Genomic DNA, 18,126 nt, shown 5'->3' on the forward strand with positions numbered 1-18,126 from the left:
CCCATGGTGTTCTGTGCCAGCAGTTACGCACGCTACACCAGCGCGTCGATAGAATCCCAGAGATCTGGCCCGCCGTCGTCGCCCGATTCGTAGTGAATCGGCACGAAGCCCGCGTTGCGGGCCCCTTCCACGTCGGTTTCGTACTCGTTGCCGACCATCACGTACTCGTCGGCCGGAAGCTCCTCTCGGACCCGGTCGAACGGAGCGCTGTCGGGCTTGTGTGCGCCGACCTCGTAGGAGGCGACAAAGAGGTCGAACAGGTCGGTCAGCCCGTGGTGGTCGAGCTTGGCGACCTGCCGCTCCCGGACGCCGTTGGTGACAATCGCGAGCTGGTTGTCGGTAGCGAGTGCGGTCAGGCTATCCCGGGCTGCGTCGGGGACGGTTGTCGACGCGAACTCGGTCTCCTTGAGCGTCTCGACCAGCGCATCGAGGTCCGTGTCGGCTCCGGCCGCCTCTACGACGGCAGCCATCGACTGGCGGTACGGCTCCGGCTCAAGTGCCTCGAAGGCCGTGTAGAACGCCTCCTTGCTAACGGCCCGGACCTCGTCCGTGTACTCGATACCGTGGGCCTCGACCGTCCGACGGATGATGTTCTTGTACGGCTCCGGATAGTGGACGACGGTATCGTCGAGGTCGAAGCAGATGGTCGTCGTCATGTGTCCTCGTCGTAGACCGGCTGGCCGTCCTCAGTCGGCGGTGCGACGTAGTCGATGTACTCCTCGGCCGATGGTTCGGTGACGGTCACGTTCACGTGGATGTCGCCCAGTTCCGAGGGGTCACCGACTGCGAAGTTGATCCGCCCCTCGAACGCCGCTTGCTTCTTCACGTCGAACGCGAAGGTATCGCCCTCCAGATTGTCGAAGAAGACCGACCGGGCTGTGTCCAGGATCTCCCGCCGGTGGAGTAGCTCGGAGAACCCGTCCATCGTGTGTACCTCCGCAACGAGTGCGCCCTGCTGGTGGGTCGGGTCGGCCTCCGGGAAGAGGTTCTGGATGGCGTCGGCGACTCTGTCGGTTACTTCGGTGTCGTTGACGGGGGCCTCGATTCGGACGTCGACGGAGTAGACGGCGCTCATTGGTCGAGTGCCTCCGGGCCATCTCGAATCAGTGTGCGGACGGTCCGCTGGAACGCGGCCAGCGTCTCCGTGTTCTCGATAGTCAGGTCGGCCATGTCCATGGCCTCGCCCATCCCGAATCCGAGTTCGCGAGCGTCGCGGTCCTCAAGCGATTCGCCACCGTCTTCGGCTGCGGTGTCCCGTCCGCGGATGTCAAGGCGGTCGGCCCGCAGCTCAAACGGAGCGTCTATCTCGACGAGCAGGAACGTGTCGCCGAACGCCGACTCGAACGCCTCGACTTCTACATCCGACCGGATACCGTCGACAAGGACGGTGTCGTTCGATTCGAGTTCCGTCTCGATCATCGGTAGCGAGCGCTCGGCGATGGCGGCGGGACCGTTCTCTTCCCGGAGCGCCTTCGCGACCGTCCCGTGGTCCGACGCGGGGTCAAGCCCACGGTCACGGCACTCCTCGCGGATGACGTCGCCCATCGTCACGACTGGCACATCCATCTCGGCGGCGACGTTCGCTGCCTCGCTTTTCCCGCTGCCCGGCAGCCCGACGATACCGATAACTGTCATTGCCGGGCGTAATCGAGCAGCGGGCAAAAGCCCTCCCGTTCGGCCTCACCGTTCGCGGACGACGACGAACTCCGCGAGGTCCCGCAGGTACTCCATCGACTGGGACTCCGGGGCGTCGATGGTCGATAGCGACTCCAAGGCGGCGTCGGATTCGGCCCGCGCCCGCTCGTTTGCCTCCTCTGTCGTCAGCTCAGTCACTTCCACCAGCGACGGTCGTTCCATCTCCGCGTCGGTCCCGGCCGGCTTGCCCAGCGTTTCGGCGTCGGCCGTCGCATCGAGCACATCGTCGCGCATCTGGAAGGCCACGCCGACCCGTTCGGCGTACTGGCCGACCGCCTCGACCGTGTACGGGTCCGAGTCGGCGGCAATCGCACCCAGCTCTGCCGCAGCCCGGAACAGCGCCCCGGTCTTCCGGCGGGCCAGTTTCATGTACTCCTCCTCGTTGGATGGCTCCGCGACCAGCTCCATCGCCTCGCCCTCGCCCAGTTCAACCATCGACTCGGAGACGGTCTGCATGGCGCGCTCGTCCGTCGAAAAGAGATTGAACGCTTCGCCGAGCAGGCCGTCGGAAGCGATGATTGCCGGGCCGTGGCCGAAGGCCTCCCAGGCGGCCGGGGACCCCCGCCGGAGTTCTGACTCGTCGATGATATCGTCGATGACTAGCGAAGCGTTGTGGACGAGTTCGATGCCGACCGCGAAATCGACGGCATCGGCCGGCTCCCCGCCCAGCGCCTCACACACCAGCACTGTCACCGTCGGCCGCACCCGCTTCCCCCCGGAAAGCGCCACGTGACGCACTTCGTCTGCGAGTTCCTCCGGCTCCACGCTGTCGAGAACCGCCTCCAGACGCTCCTCGACCCGGTCGCGCCGGCGCTCGAGATACTCCATTACCGCTCCCTTAGGACTACCATAAAAAGTACCTTGTCACCCGCGATTCAGTGTGTGGTGGCTACTGGAACTGCTCGGTGAGTGCCGGGACGACCTCGAACAGGTCGTCCTGGATGCCGTAGTCGGCGATATCGAAGATCGGCGCGTTCGGGTCGGTGTTGATGGCAACAATCGTATCCGAGCCCTTCATCCCGGCGACGTGCTGGACGGCCCCGGAGATGCCGATGGCGATGTACACGTCCGGTGTGACGACCTTGCCGCTCTGGCCGACCTGGCGGTCCTTCGCAAGCCAGCCGTTGTCGATAAGCGGTCGGGAACCCGACACCGTCGCGTCCAGCGCATCAGCGAGGTCGTGGATGATATCCAGGTTCTCCTCCTCCTCGATCCCGCGGCCGACGGACACCAGCACGTCGGCGTCAGTGATGTCGATGTCGCCACCGCCGACCTCTTCGAAGCCCTTCACGGTGGACTTGACGGCGCTTTCGTCGATGGTCGCGTCGAATGCCTCGATTGCGGCATCACCGTCTGCTTCGACTGTCGGCCACTCGGCCGGGCGGATGGTCACGGCCGCTTGGTCGGCGTGGACATCGATTGTCGTTTCGACCTTCGAGCCGTACAGCTCTCTGGTAGCGGTGAGCCCGTCCTCGGCGTCGATGTCGACCACGTCGGTCACGAGCGGTCGGTCCAGCCGGTTAGCGACTGCCGGCGCGTAATCGAGACCGTTGACGCTGTTTGGCATCAGGAGGACGGTCGGGTCCAGCTCCGTGGCCAGCTGGGTGACGACCTGCGTGTACACGTCGTGGTTGAATTCCTCGCCGATATCGACGGTATGAACGGTATCAACTCCCTCTCGATTCAGGTCTGCCCCGAACGCCTCGACATCACCGCCGATGACGGCGGTGTGTAGCTCGCCACCGAGTTCGTCGGCGAGTTCGCGACCGGCTGCTAGCTGTTCTAGGCTCACCGGCCGGAGCTCCCCGCGCCGGTGCTCGGCGATAGCGAGGACCGACATTAGCTGGTCACCCCCTTCTCCGCGAGCAGTTCAGCCAACTCGGTCGCCGTCTCCTCGGGACTCCCTTCGAACACCGTCGCCTCACCTTCGGTTTCAGGTTCGTACAGCGAGGTCTGTTCCAGCGGGCTCTCAATCCCGGCCGCGTCGAGGCCGATATCCGCTAGGCTGTACTCCGCGAGCTCCTTGCTTTGGGCCTGCCGGATGCCTCGAAGACTCGCGTAGCGGGGGTCGTTGATCCCGGTCTGTATCGTCAGTACGGCAGGAATCTCGATGTCGGTGAGTTCCTCGACGCCGCCTTCCAGTTCCCGATGGACGCTGGCGACACCTGCCTCCAGATCGAGGTCGAGGTTGTTGACGACAGCGCCCCACTCCATATCGAGCTTGTCGGCCAGCGTGACACCGGTCGCCCCGAACCCATCGTCGGCGGACTGGACGCCGGTCAGCACCAGATCGGGGTCTTCCTCGGCAGCGACGGCGGCCAGTACCTCTGCCTTCGTCTCGGGGTCTAGCAGGCCAGCATCGTCGAGTGCGTCGTCCCAGACACGGATGGCGCGGTCGGCCCCCTTCGCCAGCGCTTGCCGGATCGTTTCGTCCGTCTCGGACGGGCCGACAGTGGCGGTAACGACCTCGACGTCGTCGTGAGCCTCCTTTATTTGGACGGCCGCTTCGACAGCGTACTCGTCCCACTCGTTGAGGTCGGCTGTGACGTACCGGTCGTCGATAGCGAGTCCGTCGATCTCGAACTCATCGTCGACGGCTGCCACCTCCTTCACCGTGACAAGGATTTTCATGCTGAGATGTCCGACCGGACAGCGAATAAACGTTTTCGAACCAGAAACCACGCCCGGCTCGTTTACAGTCAAATGGTCTGGACAGTTACTCGTCGAAGTCGGTGATATCCTCGTCCGGGAACGAAATGAGGTTCTCCCGACCGATGCGGAGCTTGTCGATGCGACCCTCCTCGTCCATCGTTGAGAGCAACTGCGACACCTTCGCGTTCGACCAGCCGGTCTCGGAGACGATACGGGCCTGCTTCATCCGACCGCCGTTTTCTTCGAGGAGCCGCTCGACGCGTTCCTCGTCGCTCAGCAGTTCGACGTCAACGTCGTCCGAGGTTGTGGTGTCGCTCACTGGGGCTGCCGTCCCAGCACTGTCGTCCCCGTCGTCGCTCCCGGCTGCGACTGATGGCAGCGCGTCAGCGTATCCAGTCTTGAACATGTAACCGACGGCCCCGACGAGCAGAACCATCAGTACGACCCCGCCGATCCAGGTTGAGTCGACGCCGCTGAACATCGATTCCGGGCTTTCTGTTGGTGTCTGGGTGGTCGGTTGTTCGCCAGTGTACACGACGGACAGGTACCCCGGCTCGAACGTCCGTCGCCCCTCGAAAACCAGCTTTCCGTCGTCGACGGCGCTCGGGGCGCTCTCCACCCCGTATTCTGGCGGTGGCGAGATAACGAGTCGTTGGTCCGCAGTTAGCGTCCCGAACCACGTACCGTCTGTGGAATTGAACGCATCTCTGACGACGATGTTTTCACCGGTGACAACTGCGAAGTTCGTCCATGTAAACTCGAGTATCAGTTGACCCCTTCGGTCTGACACCTCGTACCGACGGTCGACATCGGTAATCTCCATCCCGCGACCGGTAACCGTACTGGCCTCGTCTTTTGCTTCACGGAACGCTGACAGCCACGCTGCCCTGTCGTCTCCTTCCACGAACTGCTCACCGGTGTTTCTAAACGACTCAGTATCGTTCTCCTCAAGTGCGTAGGTGTCTGTTATCGTCCACTTGGCGTCGCCGTTCGATTGAATCTGGAGAGCGAACGTCGTATTCTCCGCGACCGGTGCCGGCGTCCCGGTCGTCTGCTGGGCGGGAGGAGTATCAATCGCTGCCGCTGTCGCATGCGGCGGGGTTGCCAACAGGGCAAACAGGACGAGGAGGAGGGCACCTGATACCCGCGGGGTCATTCTCGTTCATCGATGAACGTTCTGGGGGCAAAACCCTTTCCATCCGAGAATAAAACGTCAGCGGGCGCTTTGAAAGGTCTAGTGTCCTCTCAGACGATTATTGAGACATGGAGAATGGGGAGATTTTTGTACGGTGGGTGAGTATTTACCGCTGATGCGTCCCCTCTCTGCAGTCGGTGTGATCCTCCTTATGCTCGTCTCCGTGGCTGCCCCGGTGACTGGGTTCGCCTCGCCGACCCAGACCGCTGACGGCAGCGACCAGCTACCACAGATCACAGCCGTCGCAAATACGACGAACCACCTCGCTATCCCAGCCAGCGACGTCAGGTCGACGACGCACAACCGGTCATCGATCGATGTGGGCGTTGCGGTTGCAGCCGGCTCTAGCGATCTTCGGAGCGATTACGCGACGACGACCTTCGAACAGCAGTTCTTCCAGCGGGACAGCGAAACCGCTCGCGACCGGCTTGTCGACGAGACGCTGACCGATATCGAACGCCAGCGAACGAGTCTGGAACGACGGAATCAGGCCGCAATCCAGCAATACGCCAGCGGTACGATAACCGCCACGGAGTTCCTGCGACAGCGGGCACTGATCGACGCTGAGTCCCGACAACTGACCGACCGTCTTGAACGGGTTCGGACGGCCGCTGGCACTGCACCGGACTACTCGCTGTCACCGAACCAGCGCTTCCGACTGGAAAACAACAGGGGCGTACTCAAGACGTACCGCGGTCCGATAAGCCAGCGTATCAGTGTCGAAACCGCCGGTGAAACTGAGCCGAACGCGGTGTACGTCGAGGTGTCCTCGGAAGGCTATATGCTGTCGACGGTCTCGGACGGCCAGTACACGCGTGAGACGTATCTCGGACAGGACCGCGAACAGACGGCAATCGACCAGTTCGCCCGGACCAACGACTCCCTCGGTGCGGTCAACACGCGGGCGGAGAACCTCTACCCGTGGCTCTACAGCGAGCAGTACCCGTCCGTTCAGGCATACGGTCGGAGTGCGATCTACCAGATTCAGGCTGACCACTCGAACGGACAACTGACTGCGTATCTCGACGGTGGCACGACGAACGTCTTCTACGAGACCCAGCACCTCGAACTGACGACGGTCGACCGGTCGGAAGTCGCGACGAACGTGAACCAGTCAGTTCGCGTCCGGGTCCAGCAGTCCTTCGAGTCCGGTCCGCTGCTCGTCGCGGTCACCGACAACAGCACGGGCTCGATGTCGGATGCGACCGTCAGGATAAACGGTAAACGGATCGGGACGACCGGTACAGACGGCTCCCTCTGGACTGTCGAACCCCGTGGGGAGTACACGGTTACCGCCACCACACAGGACGGCGACCGAGTACGGGTTCCCGTCAGTGGGTCGGCGTAGCGACGCGAGAAGAGCGGTTCTATAGTCGCTGTTACTCTGGTTCTTCTGCAATCGTCGTAATCGCCCGTCGACTCCCTGGTCGGGACTACCAAACACTTTCTCTGGTTCGGGTGACCTTTGGTCACCACTCACCACAAAAACGTGGGAAAAACGACCACCCGCTCCGCTCGTGGCCGGGGTTACTCCGGAACAGTCGCAATCGTCGTAATCGCCCGTGGACTGCCTGATCGGGACTGCTGGATGTGGTGTTCGAACTCCTCGAACCCGGCCTCAGTGAACATCCGGTCGGCCTCCTCCTCATCGTAAAACAGCATGATTGCGTCGGCCATCTTCTGGAAGACGGTCGAGTTCGGGTAGTCCGGACCGACAATGAGGACTTTCCCACCGGGTTTGGTCAGTCGTCGGCACTCAGCGAGCGCGTCGACGGGATTCGGCCAGTACTCGATTGACCCCGAGGACCACACTGCGTCGAAGCTGTTGTCCTTGAACGGGAGCCGCTCGGCGTCACCGAGATGGTAGCGTACGTCGCCGAACTTACCGAACTTCTCGAAAGCTTTCGAGAGCTGGTGGGGGCTCTGATCGAGCCCGTACACCGTATCGACGTGTTCGAGCAGTCCCTCGGTGGCGAAGCCGGTGCCACAGCCGACATCGAGGACCCTGTCGTCGGGCGAAAGGTCGAGCATCGCAATCGCCTCGTCGCGCATCCGTTCGTCCCAGATGAAGGGGTTGATCTGGTCGTACACCTTCGAGAGATACTTGTAGAACGTCCGCGCGCGGGCCTTGTTCTCGAGGACACCCATTACTGCCAGCTTAGGACTTGGCGGTCATAATTCCCCGGATTTCAGCCGATGTATCACACGGGGAAACTTCGCAACTACCAAATAGCCGCTCTGGCAACGCTCACATGATTAGAGAATGCCACGGCCAGAAGTTCTTGACAGGATACAGGAGGCCGAGCAGGAGGCCGACGAGATCGTCGAAGAGGCCGAACAAGACCGCGAAGACCGCATCGCGGAAGCTCGCGAAGAGGCCGAGGAGATACGCGAATCCGCGCGGGAAGAGGCAGAGGCGGCCGCCGAGGATCGTCTCGAAGCGGCTCGCGAAGAGATCGAGGCCGAACGCGAGCAGATCATCGAAGACGGTGAGACCGCTCGCGACGACCTCGAACAGCAGGCCAGTGAACAGATCGACGAGGTAGTCGAATACGTCACAGACCTGTTCGAGGAGGCGGTGCATGCTCAGACCTGAGAAGATGTGCCGCGTCTCGGTGACGGGGTCGAAACGCGCGATGGAGCAGACTATTGAGGCCGTCCACGACCTCGATATGCTCCACGTCACCGAGTATGATGGCTCCTGGGACGGATTCGAACCGGGCAACTCGCTTGCCGGAACCAACGAGGTTTCGGACAAGCTCGTCACGGTTCGCTCGCTACAGTCCATTCTGGACGTCAGTGAGGAGGACGCTGGCCCGACCCGAGTTGTCACCGACGAGGCGATCGAGGAGCAACTCGATGAGGTTCGGACGGCAGTCAACGAACTCGACGACCGGCGCGACGAGGTCCGTGACGAACTCCGGGCCGTCGAGGACCAGATCAACACGATGGCGCCGTTCGTCGCACTCGGCATCGATCTCGACCTGCTCCGTGGCTACGACTCGCTGTCAGTCGTCGTCGGCGAGGGCGACAGTGACGAGATCGAGGCCGTTCTCGCGGACAGCGACATCGAGACGTTCGAGCTGTTCACTGAGGACGGCGTCGTTGCCGTGTTCGCACAGACTGACGAAGACGCCCTGCAGGACGCACTGGTCGGGGCGACGTTCTCCCGGCTCGAAGTGCCGGAGGGCGACGGCGATCCGACATCATATCTCGAAGAGCTTGAACACGAGAAACAACAGCTCGAATCGAAGCTCTCGACTGTTGAGGACGAACTCAACGAACTCCGCCTCGACCACGCCGGATTCCTGCTCGCCGCCGAGGAGAAACTGGCTATCGAGGCCCAGAAGGGCGAAGCGCCACTCACCTTCGCGACGACGGAAAACGCCTTCATCGCCGAGGGCTGGATTCCGAACGAGCGCTACGAGGCGTTCGAGCGGGCCCTTTCGAGTGCTGTCGGCGACGCCGTCGACATCGACCGAATCGAGATTGCCGAGTACGACAGCGAGGGCCACGCGGAGTCCCACGAAGAAGTCGAGCGGGAAGGCGGCAACGGCGGCGAACCGGTCGGCAGCTCCGTCGACGCCCCCGAGCCAGAAAGTGAGAGCCAACCGCAGGAAACCGTCGCTGACGGCGGCGTCATCACCATGGGTGACGACGCACCGCCCGTCATTCAGGACAATCCGAGCGGTGTCCGACCCTTCGAGGACCTCGTCGAGGTCGTCAACCGACCGAAGTACGGCGAGTTCGACCCGACAGTCGCCTTCTTCCTGACGTTCCCGGCCTTCTTCGGGTTCATGATCGGCGACCTCGGCTACGGGCTGCTGTACCTAGCACTGGGCTATGGGCTGTACTCGAAGGTCGACAGTGACGTGCTGAAAAGCCTCGGTGGTGTCGGTATGTGGGCTGGTGGGTTCACCGCGCTGTTCGGTGTGCTGTACGGCGAAGTCTTCGGGCTCCACCAGCTCGGTGAAATCGTCTGGGGCGGTCACCCACCGATGCACAAGGGTCTCCAGCCGTCCTACTCCGGCTACGCGCTGGCCTGGCTGACCATGAGCCTGCTCGCCGGGACGGTTCACCTCGCTGCGGGTTGGATCTTCGACTTCATCGAGAACCTGAGTCACGGCCTCTGGGACGCGATCACCGAGAGCGGGTCTTGGCTCCTGATGCTATTCGGCCTCTGGGCGTGGGTGTTCTCCGGCGCGAACGGCGCAGCACCTGACTTCCTCTACACCGCCGAGGCAGGCGTCTTCGCCGGGAACCCGTATGCGTGGGGCTTCACGGGACTGCCAGCGATAAACCTCTTCACGATTCCGGGACTGGGCGCGCCGTTCTCGGCGTGGCTCGTCCTCTTCTTCGCTGGTCTCGTCCTGCTGGCGCTTGCCGACCCTATCGAGGTCGTCGAGTTCCTCAACGTGCTGGTGAACGTCCTGTCGTACACGCGACTGGCCGCTGTGCTGCTGGCCAAGGCAGGGATGGCTTTCGTTGTCAACCTGCTGTTCTTCGGAGCCTACTCACACCACGGTGAGTTCCATTTCCTCATCGGGCACGGGCCTGAATGGGCAATCTCCGAATACGGCGCAGAAGCGATCATGTTCCCCGGGCTCATCCACTCCGGGATCGCCGCCGCGCTGGTCGGGGTCCTCATCCTCGTGATCGGTCACCTGCTCGTGCTGGTGCTCGGTATCACCAGTGCCGGACTGCAGGGCGTCCGACTCGAGTACGTGGAGTTCTTCGGCAAGTTCTTCGAAGGTGGCGGGAAGCGGTACAACCCGTTCGGCTACGAGCGCAACTACACGACTGAGGACTGATCGCGCGCTTCCTTTCTCTTCGGGCTAATCGTCGTTGTTTACTGCCTGTTTCGCCAATTGCATCGCGGGTGTCGACTGATACACGCTCACAACCGACTACAGCTGAGCCCCTAAACCGCCCGAACAGCACGCTGACGAACCGTTTTGGGAAGCTTTATGAACTACGTGGATTCACATACGCCTGTTCGGACACGAGCAATTCCAGAGACTACACATCCATGATCGAAACCATCGCACTCCTTGTCAACGCAGTACTGCAGGAAGGTACCGCCAGTGCTCCAGCTATTCCGGCTTCAGCCGGCGCAGCGCTCGCAGTCGGACTCGCCGCGCTCGGTTCGGGGTATGCGGAACGTGGGATCGGGGCCGCCGCCGTCGGCGCAATCGCAGAAGACGAGAGCATGTTCGGCCGCGGACTCATCCTGACAGTCCTGCCGGAAACGCTCGTCATTCTCGCGCTTGTCGTCGTCTTCGTCGTCTAACAACACTCCGTCTTTTCCAATAATGAGCCTTCAAACAGTCGTAGAGGACATCCGCGACGAGGCCCGCGCGCGTGCTCAGGAGATTAGCGACGCGGCCGACGAACGTGCCGAGGAGATTATCGCCGACGCCGAGGCTGACGCCGAGCAGATCCACGAGGAACGCGAGGCCGAGGTCGAGCGGACCATCGAGCAAGAGCGGGAGCAGCGACTCTCCTCCGCGAAGCTCGAGGCCAAACAGGCTCGACTTAACGCCCGGCGAGACATCCTCGAAGACGTTCACGGCGACGTCGAGGACGCGCTTGCGGCCCTCGAAGGGGACCGACGAGAGGAACTGACACGCGCACTGCTTGACGCCGCCGTCGATGAATTCGACGACAGCGACGAGCTATCGGTGTACGGCCGTGCGTCGGACCAGTCGCTTCTCGAGGATGTACTCGATGACTACGACGGCGCGACGTACGCCGGTGAGCGAGACTGCCTCGGTGGCGTCGTCGTCGAGAGCAGCGAGTCACGAGTCCGTGTGAACAACACGTTCGATTCCATTCTTGAGGACGTCTGGGAGGACAATCTGAAAGCAATCAGCGACCGCCTGTTCGAAGACCAATGAGTTCGCGAACGGGAACGAGCGGCCAGGGAAGCAACTACGAGTACGTCATCGCACGGGTTCGTGCCCGCAGCGCATCCCTGTTCGACGATGACGACTACCGGAAGCTGGTCCGCATGGGGACGGGCGAAATCGCCCGCTTCATGGAGGAAACCGAGTACGAGACCGAGATGAACGCGCTCGGCTCCCGGTACGACGGCGTCGACCTCGTCGAGTACGCGCTGAACCGAAATCTCGCGAAACACTTCGACGACCTGCTTCGCTGGTCCGAGGGGGCGCTGTACGACTACATCGCCCGTTACCTGCGGAAGTTCGACGTGTGGAACGTCAAAACTGTCATCCGCGGGCTCTACTCGGACGCGGAGCGGACCGAGGTCGAGGACGATCTCATCAGGGCCGGCGAGTTCAGCGACCGCCGTATCGAGGACCTGCTGAACGCCGGTTCTATCGAGGAGGTCGTCGAGCAACTCGACGACACCATCTTCGGCGAGTCGCTAGCCGAAGCGTTCGACGTGTACGAGGAAAGCGGCGTTCTCGTGCCGCTGGAGAACGCGCTCGACCGCGCCTTCTACGAAACACTGCTGTCCGGATTGCCGGACAACCCGGAGATTGACAGCCCGACCGGGCTGTACGTCGAGTTCCTAGAGACGGAAGTCGACTTCCGCAACCTCCGGAATGCACTCCGACTGGCCCGTAGCGGCGCGGACATCGACCCCTCGGAGTACTTCATCGAGGGCGGCCAGTTGTTCGACGAACAGGAGGTCGCGCAGTTGTCGACGAACCTCGATCAGTTGGTCAGCGCCGTTCGCGAAAGCAAGTACGGCGAGGACCTCGATCAGGCGCTGTCGGCGCTTGAGGAGGCCGACAACCTCATCGACTTCGAGCGGGCGCTGGACGCAGCACTGCTCGAATACGCCGACCGGCTCTCGAACCGCTACCCGCTGTCGGTTTGTCCGGTGTTGTCCTACGTCCTCAAAAAGGAACGCGAGGTCGACAACATCCGGGCCATCGCCCGCGGTCGCGAGGCCGGCCTCGGCCCCGACGAGATCGAACAGGAGCTGGTGATACTATGAGCCAGGAGATCGCTGTCATCGGAAGCCCGGAGTTCACGACGGGCTTTCGGCTAGCTGGCGTCCGCAAGTTCGCGGACGTGCCTTCCGACGAGAAAGACGAGCAGCTCGACGACGCCGTCGAGGAGATGCTCAACGACGACGACGTCGGCATCGTCGTGATGCACGACGACGACCTGTCGCATCTCTCACGCGGTGTCAGGCAGGACGCGGAGACGAGTGTCGAGCCGGTGATGGTCACGCTCGGCGGCGGCACTGGGAGCGGCGGACTGCGTGAACAGATCAAGCGAGCCATCGGTATCGACCTGATGGACGAGGACTAACCATGAGTCAAGCAACAGACACAGACGTCCGCGAGGACGGCATTATCGAAAGCGTCTCGGGACCGGTCGTAACGGCTCGGGACCTCGACGCCCGGATGAACGACGTCGTTTACGTCGGCTCGGAAGGGCTGATGGGCGAGGTCATCGAGATCGAAGGAAACATCACCACGATTCAGGTGTACGAGGAGACCTCCGGTGTCTCCCCCGGCGAACCCGTCGAAGGGACGGGCTCGCCCCTCTCCGTGGACCTCGGGCCGGGTATGCTCGACGCCATTTACGATGGTGTCCAGCGCCCGCTCGATGTGCTCGAAGAGAAGATGGGGTCGGCGTTCCTCGACCGCGGTGTCGACGCGCCGGGCATCGACCTGGAGAAGACCTGGGAGTTCACCCCTGAAGTCGATGAAGGCGACGAGGTCGAGGCCGGCGACATCGTCGGCACCGTCCCCGAAACGCCGAGTATCGACCACAAGGTGATGGTCCCGCCCGACTCCGAGGGTGGCGAGGTCGTCGCCATCGAATCGGGCAACTTCAACGTCGAAGAGACCGTCGTCGAACTGGACAACGGCGAAGAAATCCAGATGCACCAGGAGTGGCCGGTGCGCCAGCAGCGGCCGACCGTCGAGAAAGAGACGCCGACGGAACCGCTCATTTCAGGCCAGCGCGTGCTCGACGGCCTGTTCCCGATTGCGAAGGGCGGAACGGCCGCCATTCCTGGTCCGTTCGGGTCCGGGAAGACGGTCACGCAGCACCAGCTCGCCAAGTGGGCTGACGCGGACATCGTCGTCTACGTCGGCTGTGGCGAGCGTGGCAACGAGATGACTGAGGTCATCGAGGACTTCCCGGAACTCGAGGACCCGACCACCGGCAACGCGCTGATGGACCGGACCTGCCTCATCGCCAACACGTCGAATATGCCCGTCGCGGCACGCGAATCCTGCGTGTACACGGGGATCACCATCGCGGAGTACTTCCGCGACATGGGGTACGACGTGGCGCTGATGGCCGACTCCACCTCCCGGTGGGCCGAGGCCATGCGTGAGATTTCGTCCCGACTCGAAGAGATGCCGGGCGAGGAGGGGTACCCCGCGTACCTCTCCGCTCGCCTGAGCGAGTTCTACGAACGTGCCGGGTACTTCGAGAACATCAATGGCACCGAGGGCTCTGTCTCAGTCATCGGGGCCGTCTCGCCGCCGGGCGGGGACTTCTCCGAGCCGGTCACCCAGAACACGCTGCGTATCGTCAAGACGTTCTGGGCGCTGGACGCGGATCTAGCCGAACGCCGGCACTTCCCCTCTATCAACTGGAACGAGTCGTACTCGCTGTATCGCGACCAGCTCGACCCGTGGTTCGAGGACAACGTCCGGGCCGACTGGCCGGAGACACGCCAGTGGGCTATCGACACGCTGGACGAGGAAGCGGAACTGCAGGAGATTGTCCAGCTCGTCGGGAAGGATGCACTGCCGGAGGACCAGCAGCTGACGCTCGAGATCGCCCGCTACCTGCGCGAGGCGTGGCTTCAGCAGAACGCCTTCCACGACGTGGACACGTTCTGTGAGCCCGAGAAGACCTACCGCATCATGGACGCCGCCAAGACGTACAACGATGCGGCCTTCGAGGCGCTGGATGCCGGTGTCCCCGTCGAGGAGATCACCGACATCGACGCCGCGCCGCGGCTCAACCGTATCGGCGTGCAGGAAGACTACAACGAGTACATCGACGACCTCGAAGACGACATCGAGTCTCAACTGCGGGAGCTGTACTAACAATGAAAGAGTATCAGACAATCACGGAGATCAGCGGACCGCTGGTGTTCGTCGAGACCGACGAACCGGTCGGCTACGACGACATCGTCGAAATCGAGCTCAGCGACGGCGAGACCCGCCGTGGCCAGGTGCTCGAATCCGCGAGCGACTACGTCGCCATTCAGGTGTTCGAGGGCACCGAAGGTATCGACCGCGATGCCTCGGTTCGCTTCCTCGGCGAGACGATGAAGATGCCCGTCACTGAGGACCTCCTCGGACGGGTCATGGACGGAACCGGCCAGCCGATCGACGGCGGCCCGGAAATCGTCCCCGACGAACGCCGTGACATCGTCGGTGAGGCAATCAACCCGTTCTCCCGGGAGTACCCTGAGGAGTTCATCCAGACGGGCGTCTCGGCCATCGACGGCATGAACACGCTCGTCCGCGGGCAGAAGCTGCCGATCTTCTCCGCCTCCGGCCTGCCACACAACGATCTGGCGCTCCAGATCGCGCGACAGGCGACGGTGCCGGAAGAGGAGGAGGAAGGCGACGACGACGAAGGGTCAGAGTTCGCCGTCATCTTCGGCGCAATGGGTATCACGGCCGAAGAGGCAAACGAGTTCATGGACGACTTCGAGCGCACCGGCGCGCTGGAACGCTCCGTCGTCTTCATGAACCTCGCAGACGACCCGGCCGTCGAGCGGACGATTACGCCGCGGCTGGCGCTGACCACTGCCGAGTACCTCGCCTTCGAGAAGGACTACCACGTGCTGGTCATCCTGACGGACATGACCAACTACTGTGAGGCACTGCGCGAGATTGGTGCCGCGCGTGAGGAGGTCCCGGGCCGGCGTGGCTACCCCGGATATATGTACACCGACCTGGCACAGCTCTACGAGCGTGCCGGTCGGATCGAGGGCCGTGAGGGCTCCGTGACCCAGCTCCCGATCCTGACGATGCCGGGCGACGACGACACGCACCCGATTCCGGACCTGACCGGGTACATTACTGAGGGCCAGATCTACATCGACCGCGACCTCAACAGCCAGGGCATCCAGCCGCCGATCAACGTCCTGCCCAGCCTGTCGCGGCTGATGGACGACGGTATCGGCGAGGGCCTGACCCGCGCCGACCACGCCGACGTGAAAGACCAGATCTTCGCCGCGTACGCGGAAGGTGAAGACCTGCGTGACCTCGTGAACATTGTCGGCCGCGAGGCGCTGTCGGAACTGGACAACAAGTATCTGGACTTCGCTGACCGCTTCGAGGAGGAGTTCGTCGATCAGGGGACCGACACGGCCCGCAGCATCGACGAGACGCTCGAACTCGGCTGGGACCTGCTCTCGATGCTCCCGAAAGATGCGCTGAACCGCATCGACGAGGACCTCATCGAGGAGCACTACCGCGAGGACGAGACCGCCGAAACCGTCGAAGCCGAAGCCTGACAACGGCCCTATATCTCACGGCCGCTCGCAATTTTTACCATATATTTTGGGTATGCGACTGTTTAGCGTTGCCCTCCTACACTAGAACGCACTATGCCAGAACCAGGGAGTGAAGCGATATGGCTGTGGTTAGGTACAGCGGGCATGTTCCTCGGCATGCTCTACTTCATCGCGCGCGGCTGGGGTGAGACCGACAGTAGGCGTCAAAAGTTCTACATCGCGACAATACTCATCACGGCAATCGCGTTCGTGAATTACCTCGCGATGGCGCTTGGCTTCGGGTTGACGATTGTCGAGTTCGCCGGCGAAGAGCACCCCATCTACTGGGCCCGATACAGTGACTGGTTGTTCACGACGCCGTTGCTGTTGTACGACCTCGGGTTGCTTGCCGGGGCAGACCGTAACACTATCAGCTCGCTCGTCAGCCTCGACGTGCTGATGATCGGGACCGGGCTGGTCGCGACGCTGAGCGCAGGAAGCGGCGTGCTGTCGGCCGGTGCGGAACGGCTGGTCTGGTGGGGCATCAGTACCGCCTTCCTGCTGGTCCTGCTGTACTTCCTGTTCAGCTCGCTGTCCGGTCGGGTCGCAGACTTGCCCAGTGACACGCGTAGCACCTTCAAGACGCTACGAAACCTCGTGACCGTCGTGTGGTTGGTGTACCCGGTGTGGTGGCTCATCGGGACCGAGGGGATCGGCCTTGTCGGGATCGGTATCGAGACGGCCGGCTTCATGGTCATCGACCTGACCGCCAAGGTCGGCTTCGGTATCATCCTGCTCCGGAGCCACGGCGTGCTTGACGGCGCGGCCGAGTCGACCGGTGCCGGCGCGACGGCCACGGCCGACTAACAACCGACTGCCGTTCGACGACCCCGTTTTTTGCTGCCAGCCCGATAGCGGCGGTGCGCGGACCGTAATAACTGGAAACCGTTAACTGCCTACGTCGAAAAGGGACCCGTAATGGCTAAGGACGTCAAACCCACGCGCAAGAATCTGATGCAGATCGAGGACCGCATTGAGCTGTCCGAGCGTGGGCACGACACGCTGGAGAAGAAGCGTGACGGCCTCATCATGGAGTTCATGGACATTCTGGACCAGGCGCAAGACGTCCGTGAGGACCTCGACGATTCCTACGATCGGGCCCAGCGCGCGATCAATATGGCCCGGGCGATGGAGGGTGACGTGGCCGTCCGTGGGGCCGCCGCAGCACTGAAAGAACACCCCGAACTGACGACCCAGTCCAAGAACATCATGGGTGTTGTCGTCCCACAGATCGAGTCCAGTAAGGTCCGGAAATCGCTGGACGAGCGTGGGTACGGTGTCATGGGGACTTCGGCCCGCATCGACGAGGCTGCCGAGGCCTACGAAGAACTCCTCGAAAACATCATCCTCGCCGCCGAAGTCGAAACAGCGATGAAGAAGATGCTTGAGGAGATCGAGACCACGAAGCGCCGTGTCAACGCCCTCGAATTCAAACTCCTGCCCGATCTCTACGACAATCAGGAGTACATCGAGCAGAAACTCGAAGAGCAGGAGCGCGAAGAGATCTTCCGCATGAAGAAGATCAAAGCCAAGAAGGAAGAAGAAGAGGACGCGCTCGCAGCCGAAGAGGAAGCAGAAGAAGAGCCTGAAGCGGTCACTGCTGGCGACTGAACAGGGGGCCGTCCTGACCGGTATCGTTTTTGCGCTTTCCCGTTCCTGTTGAGTATGGCCTGTCCCGACTGCGGTGGCGACCTCGTTTCGTTCCCAGTCCCGTCTGACCTCCAGCAATATCTCCCCGGAGACGCACCGGGGGCCAGCGTTTGCCGGTCCTGTCTGGCGCTTCACCCGGAGACGGAGCCGCCCACTGATTTCCCGGACTTCACGGATCTTGACGGGGCGATTCCCGATGCCGACGGCACGGCGGTCCCGCTGCTGTTACTCGTCGGGTTGCTCGATTCGCTTGCGATGCACCGCGACGAGATCACTGCGCTGCTGGAGCGAATCGAGCGCGAGGGCGTCGACCCACTCTTGGCCTTGGACCGACTCGACGCCAGCTACGGCGAGGCGGCCCACGTCGACCTCGGCCGTCGCCGTCGGCAACTCGAACAGTTGCTGTGAATCGGCAGCCCAA

Annotated in this window: 20 protein-coding genes; 12 read left to right on the top strand and 8 right to left on the bottom strand. The window is 62.6% G+C overall.

Features of this window, described 5'->3' with window-relative positions; all coding sequences use genetic code 11:
- Positions 1-32: 32 nt before the first annotated feature.
- The 7 genes from IEY38_RS10445 to IEY38_RS10475 form a co-directional block, all read right to left on the bottom strand.
- A complete protein-coding gene (locus tag IEY38_RS10445; RefSeq protein ID WP_188977606.1) occupies positions 33-656 on the bottom strand; it encodes an HAD family hydrolase in 624 nt (207 codons plus the stop codon).
- Positions 653-1,075, bottom strand: coding sequence for an RNA-binding domain-containing protein (locus IEY38_RS10450; protein WP_188977608.1), 423 nt, complete (start codon positions 1,073-1,075; stop codon positions 653-655). The genes IEY38_RS10445 and IEY38_RS10450 overlap by 4 nt, the downstream gene beginning before the upstream one ends.
- Positions 1,072-1,635 carry an AAA family ATPase gene (locus IEY38_RS10455; RefSeq protein WP_188977610.1) on the bottom strand — a complete coding sequence of 188 codons (564 nt, stop codon included), beginning with the start codon at positions 1,633-1,635 and terminating at the stop codon, positions 1,072-1,074. The genes IEY38_RS10450 and IEY38_RS10455 overlap by 4 nt, the downstream gene beginning before the upstream one ends.
- A gap of 45 nt (positions 1,636-1,680) precedes the next feature.
- Entirely contained in the window at positions 1,681-2,523 is an 843-nt protein-coding gene (locus tag IEY38_RS10460; RefSeq protein ID WP_005536231.1) for a polyprenyl synthetase family protein, read from the bottom strand.
- A 61-nt stretch (positions 2,524-2,584) separates the two neighbouring features.
- Positions 2,585-3,535, bottom strand: a complete 951-nt coding sequence (locus tag IEY38_RS10465) for an electron transfer flavoprotein subunit alpha/FixB family protein (RefSeq protein ID WP_188977612.1) — start codon at positions 3,533-3,535, stop codon at positions 2,585-2,587.
- Complete coding sequence (locus tag IEY38_RS10470) at positions 3,535-4,326, bottom strand: electron transfer flavoprotein subunit beta/FixA family protein (RefSeq protein WP_188977614.1); 792 nt, start codon at positions 4,324-4,326, stop codon at positions 3,535-3,537. The genes IEY38_RS10465 and IEY38_RS10470 overlap by 1 nt, the downstream gene beginning before the upstream one ends.
- Before the next feature lie 85 nt (positions 4,327-4,411).
- Positions 4,412-5,503 carry a helix-turn-helix transcriptional regulator gene (locus IEY38_RS10475; RefSeq protein WP_188977616.1) on the bottom strand — a complete coding sequence of 364 codons (1,092 nt, stop codon included), beginning with the start codon at positions 5,501-5,503 and terminating at the stop codon, positions 4,412-4,414.
- Positions 5,504-5,657: 154 nt separating this feature from the next.
- Between IEY38_RS10475 and IEY38_RS10480 the strand changes: the two genes are divergently transcribed.
- Positions 5,658-6,890 (top strand): DUF7096 domain-containing protein, encoded by a 1,233-nt coding sequence (locus IEY38_RS10480; protein WP_188977618.1) that lies wholly within the window; start codon positions 5,658-5,660, stop codon positions 6,888-6,890.
- Positions 6,891-7,069: 179 nt separating this feature from the next.
- Here the strand turns inward: IEY38_RS10480 and IEY38_RS10485 are convergent, their stop codons facing one another.
- Entirely contained in the window at positions 7,070-7,690 is a 621-nt protein-coding gene (locus tag IEY38_RS10485; protein ID WP_188977620.1) for a methyltransferase domain-containing protein, read from the bottom strand.
- Between the two features lie 115 nt (positions 7,691-7,805).
- Here IEY38_RS10485 and ahaH point away from each other — a divergent pair, with 115 nt between their 5' ends.
- The 11 genes from ahaH (at position 7,806) to IEY38_RS10540 (ending at position 18,113) form a co-directional block, all read left to right on the top strand.
- Positions 7,806-8,138 carry an ATP synthase archaeal subunit H gene (ahaH, locus tag IEY38_RS10490; RefSeq protein WP_005536224.1) on the top strand — a complete coding sequence of 111 codons (333 nt, stop codon included), beginning with the start codon at positions 7,806-7,808 and terminating at the stop codon, positions 8,136-8,138.
- Entirely contained in the window at positions 8,125-10,353 is a 2,229-nt protein-coding gene (locus IEY38_RS10495) for a V-type ATP synthase subunit I (RefSeq protein WP_188977622.1), read from the top strand. The genes ahaH and IEY38_RS10495 overlap by 14 nt, the downstream gene beginning before the upstream one ends.
- A gap of 218 nt (positions 10,354-10,571) precedes the next feature.
- A complete protein-coding gene (locus tag IEY38_RS10500; RefSeq protein ID WP_004518385.1) occupies positions 10,572-10,832 on the top strand; it encodes a F0F1 ATP synthase subunit C in 261 nt (86 codons plus the stop codon).
- A 22-nt stretch (positions 10,833-10,854) separates the two neighbouring features.
- A complete protein-coding gene (locus IEY38_RS10505) occupies positions 10,855-11,439 on the top strand; it encodes a V-type ATP synthase subunit E (RefSeq protein ID WP_005536220.1) in 585 nt (194 codons plus the stop codon).
- Positions 11,436-12,509 (top strand): V-type ATP synthase subunit C, encoded by a 1,074-nt coding sequence (locus IEY38_RS10510; RefSeq protein WP_170097609.1) that lies wholly within the window; start codon positions 11,436-11,438, stop codon positions 12,507-12,509. The genes IEY38_RS10505 and IEY38_RS10510 overlap by 4 nt, the downstream gene beginning before the upstream one ends.
- Positions 12,506-12,829 (top strand): V-type ATP synthase subunit F, encoded by a 324-nt coding sequence (locus IEY38_RS10515; RefSeq protein WP_004593990.1) that lies wholly within the window; start codon positions 12,506-12,508, stop codon positions 12,827-12,829. The genes IEY38_RS10510 and IEY38_RS10515 overlap by 4 nt, the downstream gene beginning before the upstream one ends.
- A 2-nt stretch (positions 12,830-12,831) precedes the next feature.
- Entirely contained in the window at positions 12,832-14,592 is a 1,761-nt protein-coding gene (locus IEY38_RS10520; protein ID WP_188977624.1) for an ATP synthase subunit A, read from the top strand.
- Between the two features lie 2 nt (positions 14,593-14,594).
- Positions 14,595-16,016: an ATP synthase subunit B gene (locus IEY38_RS10525; protein ID WP_005536214.1), complete on the top strand. Its 1,422-nt coding sequence runs from the start codon at positions 14,595-14,597 to the stop codon at positions 16,014-16,016.
- A gap of 93 nt (positions 16,017-16,109) precedes the next feature.
- Complete coding sequence (gene cop3 / locus IEY38_RS10530; RefSeq protein ID WP_188977626.1) at positions 16,110-16,862, top strand: cruxrhodopsin Cop3; 753 nt, start codon at positions 16,110-16,112, stop codon at positions 16,860-16,862.
- Positions 16,863-16,973: 111 nt separating this feature from the next.
- Complete coding sequence (locus tag IEY38_RS10535) at positions 16,974-17,666, top strand: V-type ATP synthase subunit D (RefSeq protein ID WP_188977629.1); 693 nt, start codon at positions 16,974-16,976, stop codon at positions 17,664-17,666.
- Between the two features lie 54 nt (positions 17,667-17,720).
- Complete coding sequence (locus IEY38_RS10540; protein ID WP_188977631.1) at positions 17,721-18,113, top strand: DUF6276 family protein; 393 nt, start codon at positions 17,721-17,723, stop codon at positions 18,111-18,113.
- The last annotated feature ends 13 nt before the right edge of the window (positions 18,114-18,126 follow it).

It is taken from the genome of Haloarcula sebkhae (genome assembly GCF_014647415.1).
In the GTDB taxonomy this organism is placed as follows: domain Archaea; phylum Halobacteriota; class Halobacteria; order Halobacteriales; family Haloarculaceae; genus Haloarcula; species Haloarcula sebkhae.